Consider the following 4,461-nt stretch of genomic DNA (forward strand, 5'->3'; position numbering starts at 1 on the left):
TTCGGGTTCGTGTTCGCGCGGCGCGGGCTGGTGCCGGAGGCGGCCTCGAGCTGGGCTTCGCGTTCGAGCCGGGACAGTGCGCAACGGCGACCCCGTTGCGGGCGAACAGGTCCAGGTCGTCGTCGGACAGCTGGACGGAGTGGGCGGCCAGCACCCGGCCGGACAGCGCGCCCAGCGAGTCCAGCAGCGCGGGCACCGAGCCGTGCGACGAGCGGACGGCCACGTCCTCCTGTCGCGACTCCGCGACGTGGACGTGCATCAACGCTCCCCGAGCCTGCGCCTCGGCCGCGATCGACTCCAACGCCGCGGCAGGCAGCGTGTAGGCGGAGTGCGGCCCGTAGCCCAGCTCGAACCGGTCGTGCGGCCCGAAGACGACGCCGTGGGAGGAGATCCGCGCCGAGACGTCGTCTCGCATCTCCTCCCAGCTGCCCAGCCGGTCCCACCCGGGCGCGGCGAGGATCCCCGGGGTCAGCACCACCCGCGAGCCGACGGCCTCCACCGCGGACAGGACCGCGTCGGTGAAGAAGTACATCTCGACGCTGGTGGTGCACCCGGTGCGCAGCAGCTCGACGGCGCCTGCGGTCATCGCGACCCGGACGTCCTCCGCGGTGAGCTTGCCTTCCGCGGGCCACATCACGTCCTGGAGCCAGGACAGCAGCGGCAGGTCCCCGCCCATCCCCCGCAGCGGCGCCATCGGCGTGTGGCAGTGCGTGTTGACGAGCCCGGGCATGAGCAGCCCGGACAGCGCCTGCACCGGACCCTCCCGCGCGGGCGCCTCCGACCGGACCCCCACGTACCCCAGGCGACCGGACTCCAGGACGTCGACGACGCCGTCGCGCACCACCGGGAACCCCGCGCCGCAGGTGAGGACGACGGGGGCGGTGAACCTCACCGGCGGTGGTCGAGGAGCGACCGCAGCGAGCGGAACGGCGGGAGCCAGGCACCCTCGTCCGGGAGGGTCTCCAGGGTCATCCGCGGCAGCGGCTCGCGGAACACCCCGTCCATGTCCTCGAGGTCGAGGAAGGAGATCGTCTCCGAGTTCAGCGCGAAGTTCGCGTACTCCCGGAAGCCGATCACCGTCACGTCGACGTGTTGCTCGATCAGCGTCTCGAGCGGCTCGCGGAACGCCCGCCCGTCGCCCGAGGCGACGACGACGTGCCGCAGGTGCCCCTCCTGCTCGCGCATGTGGATGTGGGCGAGCATGTCGTCGTCGACGTCGCTGTCCTCGACGACCTTCGGCTTGGCGAACACCGCGAAGCCCACGTTGCGCAGCGCCTCGACCCACGGGCGCACGACCTCGGTCGACCCGGGCACGACGTTGGTGAACACGCACGCCTCGGCCACGGCATCCGGTCCGGCGAGATCCAGCAGCCACCGGCCGACGGCGTCGAAGCGCGGGCGGAACGCCGACGTGGGGCGTGCGCCGAGCAGCGAGCCGAGGCTCATGTCCATGTTGGGCGCGTCCCACACGAGCAGGACTCGTGGCAGGGGGCCAGGCGCCGTCACGATGTCCGTCCGGTGGGCATGCGGGAGACCCTATCCCGGACACTGGGCCGGTGAGCGAGCAGGAGACAGCCGATCGGGTGGCCGCGGCCATGACCCGACAGGACCGGGCGATCCGGGACGCGGGGATCCGCCTGCTGGACATCGCCCCCGGGCGGGCGCGCACCGCGTTGACCGTCGCCGAGCGACACCTCAACGGCCACGGCATCGTCCACGGCGGCTACCTGTTCTTCCTCGCCGACGCCGCGTTCTCCTTCGCCTGCAACAGCCACGGGGTGTCCACTGTGGCTGCGGGCGGGGACATCGCCTTCCTCAGGGCCGCGAAGCCGGGCGACGAGCTGGTGGCCGAGGCGCGCGAGACGGCGCTGTCCGGGCGGTCGGGGATCTACGACGTCACGGTCCGGGTCGGCGACGCCGTGGTGGCCGAGTTCCGGGGCCGCTCCCGCGCCGCGCCCCACCTCCCCCCGCCTTACGCGGTGTAGAGCAGATCCCGCACGATCCGGCCCTCGCGCACCGCGCGCTGCTCGAACTTGGTGAGCGGGCGTGAGTCCGGGCGCGGGTACCAGGGGTCGGACTCGGGTGCGCGGGTCAGCGCCGGGCAGGCCTCGCACACCGCGAGCATCTGGTCCGCGTAGTGCGCCCAGTCCGTGGCCAGGTGCAGCCATCCGCCGGGCCGCAGCCGGGAGGCCGCCAGCGCCACGAAGTCCGGCTGCACCAACCGTCGCTTGTGGTGCCGCCGCTTGGGCCAGGGGTCTGGGAAGAAGATCCGGATCCCCTCCAGCGAGCTCTCCGGCACGGCCCGCTCCAGCAGGTCGACGGCGTCCCCGCGCAGCAGCCGGAGGTTCGCCAGCTCCGCCGCGCGCAGCCGGATCAGCAGGTGCGCCAACCCGGGTTCGTAGACCTCGACGGCGACGTGGTGCACCGACGGCGCCGCGGCGGCCATCAGTGCGGTGGCCTCGCCGTTGCCCGAGCCGATCTCCAGGACGGTCGGCGGTGTGACGTCCAGCCGATCGGTCTCGGCGACCTCGCCGCCGTACTCGGACCACCACTGGTCCCACGCGTGCTGCTGGCCCTCGGTCAGCCTCGTGCGGTGCCGGACGAACGACGGGATGCGGGTGTCAGGCACCGTCGGACGAGGGGAGCTGCACGTGTGCGGTGGCCCCGGGCAGCTTGCCCCGGACGTAGCCCGCGGCGGTGAAGCCGAGCGCGGTGACGACGGCCGCGGCGGAGGCGGGCCGCTTGGCCCGCACCTCGCGGATCAGTGCCTTCGGCAGCACGGTCGCGACGTACTTGGACTCGGTGGACAGCGCGTCCCCCTGCCCGACCAGCTTGGACACGGCCGCCTTCGACAGGCCCTCCGCCCAGCTGCGGCGACGCAGGTAGGACCAGTCGACCCGGTCGTCGGACACCCGGTGGTCGACGGCGGCGGCGGGCTCGAACAGGATCCGCACCTCCCGCCCGTCTGCCTGGTAGGCCTGCCGGGCGCGGATGCAGAGCTCGGTCTCCTCGCAGCCCAGCGGGTTCTTGCCGATCCGCCCGATGTCCTCGGCGAACCCGCCGACCCGCTTGAACACCTCGGCGCGCAGGGACATGTTGCAGCCCATGAGGTTGCGGATCTCGGCCTGCTCGGTGGGCTGGCCGGTGTAGGTGCACCCGACGATCCAGTCCAGCTCGCCGGTGGCGTCCCGGGTGGTGCCGCCGGGCAGCGTCGCCGGGCGCCCGGAGTCGTCCACCGCGGTGCGGGAGACGGGCCAGCGCGGGTGCGCGATCCCGCCGACGCCGATCACCGCGGGGTCGCCGTAGGGCGCCAGCAGGGCGCGCAGCCAGCCTGCGCGGGCCGACGCGTCGTCGTCCAGGAAGGCGACGACCTCACCGGTCGCCGCCTCGATCGCGGTGTTGCGGGCGCCGGACAGCCCCTGCTTGTGCGTGTTGGCCAGCACCTGGACGCCGTCGAAGGCCTCCCGGCACCGCTCCAGCAGGGCCTCGTTGTGGTCGACGACGATGATCGTCTCGACCGGCAGGACGTCCTGGCTCTGCACGGACTCCACGGCCGCGACGATGTCCGCCCAGCGCTTGTCCGTGTAGACACAGACGACGACGGTCGCGGTGACCGGGGGCTCGTTGGTCGGCTCGAACAGGTTCACGGGGCGTCCCTTTCGCGTGTGCGGCCGACCCGCGGGCGGCTAGGCCTTCCGCTTGTCGGCGCGCCGGTGCTCCGAGAGCAGGGTACGCAGCACCCTCGTGCCGTCCGCGAAGGTCCTCAGGTTCGTCTCGCCGAACATGCGCTCCTTCTCGACGGACGGCACCTCGGTGATCTTCAGGCCCGCCGCGGCGATCCGGCAGTTGAGCACGGTCTCGATCTCGAAGCCGTCGCCCCAGATCATCGTGCCGTCCTCGGGCTGCGGCACGTTCGGGTCCGGCAGCTCCAGCATCGGGACCAGGTCCGCCCAGAAGGCGTTGTAGCCGTAGCAGAGGTCCGTGTACGTGGTGCCGAACAGCGCGTTGGCGCAGGCGTTCAGCCCGGCGTTGCCGGTCTTGCGCAGCAGCGTGATGTCCTCGCTGCCACCGCCCTCGGCGAACCGGGTCCCCTTCGCGAAGTCGGCTCCCGCCACCAGGGCCGACACGAACGCGGGGATCTCGCCGGGATCGGCGGAGCCGTCCGCGTCGAACATCACGATGACGTCACCGGTGGCCGCGGCGAAGCCGCAGGCCATCGCGTTGCCCTTGCCCTTGCGGGTCTGCTCCACGATCCGGACCCAGGGCAGCACCCGGCGGGCCGTCTCGATCGTGCCGTCGGTGGAGTTGCCGTCCACCACGATGATCTCGTGCACCGCGGGCCGCACGGCCGCGATCATGGGCAGCACGACCTCGAGGTTGCGGGCCTCGTTGCGGGTCGGCACCACCACGGTGACCGCGGGGTTGCCCGAGCGCCGCGGCGCGTGTCGGGGCCGGGGCCTG

At 72.8% G+C, this 4,461-nt stretch carries 6 protein-coding genes; 1 reads left to right on the forward strand and 5 read right to left on the reverse strand.

Annotated elements, in window-relative coordinates; all coding sequences use genetic code 11:
* Together H5J29_RS22070 and H5J29_RS22075 are read right to left on the reverse strand one after the other, a co-directional pair.
* Window positions 1–892: amidohydrolase family protein (locus H5J29_RS22070; RefSeq protein ID WP_181782950.1), on the reverse strand; the 892-nt coding region annotated here is incomplete at its 3' end.
* Window positions 889–1,506, reverse strand: coding sequence for an NYN domain-containing protein (locus tag H5J29_RS22075; RefSeq protein ID WP_312858355.1), 618 nt, complete (start codon window positions 1,504–1,506; stop codon window positions 889–891). The genes H5J29_RS22075 and H5J29_RS22070, both read right to left, overlap by 4 nt.
* Window positions 1,507–1,595: 89 nt before the next feature.
* Here H5J29_RS22075 and paaI point away from each other — a divergent pair, with 89 nt between their 5' ends.
* Complete coding sequence (gene paaI, locus H5J29_RS22080; protein ID WP_181782953.1) at window positions 1,596–1,985, forward strand: hydroxyphenylacetyl-CoA thioesterase PaaI; 390 nt, start codon at window positions 1,596–1,598, stop codon at window positions 1,983–1,985.
* Here the strand turns inward: paaI and trmB are convergent.
* The 3 genes from trmB to H5J29_RS22095 all read right to left on the reverse strand — a co-directional run.
* Window positions 1,973–2,629, reverse strand: a complete 657-nt coding sequence (gene trmB / locus H5J29_RS22085) for a tRNA (guanosine(46)-N7)-methyltransferase TrmB (RefSeq protein ID WP_181782951.1) — start codon at window positions 2,627–2,629, stop codon at window positions 1,973–1,975. The genes paaI and trmB overlap by 13 nt on opposite strands.
* The gene (locus H5J29_RS22090; RefSeq protein ID WP_220187759.1) at window positions 2,622–3,647 is read right to left on the reverse strand and encodes a glycosyltransferase family 2 protein; all 1,026 of its coding nucleotides are present in this window, start codon (window positions 3,645–3,647) and stop codon (window positions 2,622–2,624) included. Before H5J29_RS22090 ends, trmB begins: the two co-directional genes overlap by 8 nt.
* A gap of 39 nt (window positions 3,648–3,686) precedes the next feature.
* The coding region (locus H5J29_RS22095) for a glycosyltransferase family 2 protein (protein WP_220187760.1) at window positions 3,687–4,461 on the reverse strand (775 nt) is incomplete at its 5' end.

The organism is Pseudonocardia pini, from assembly GCF_013870575.1.
GTDB classification, from domain to species: Bacteria; Actinomycetota; Actinomycetes; order Mycobacteriales; family Pseudonocardiaceae; genus Pseudonocardia; species Pseudonocardia pini.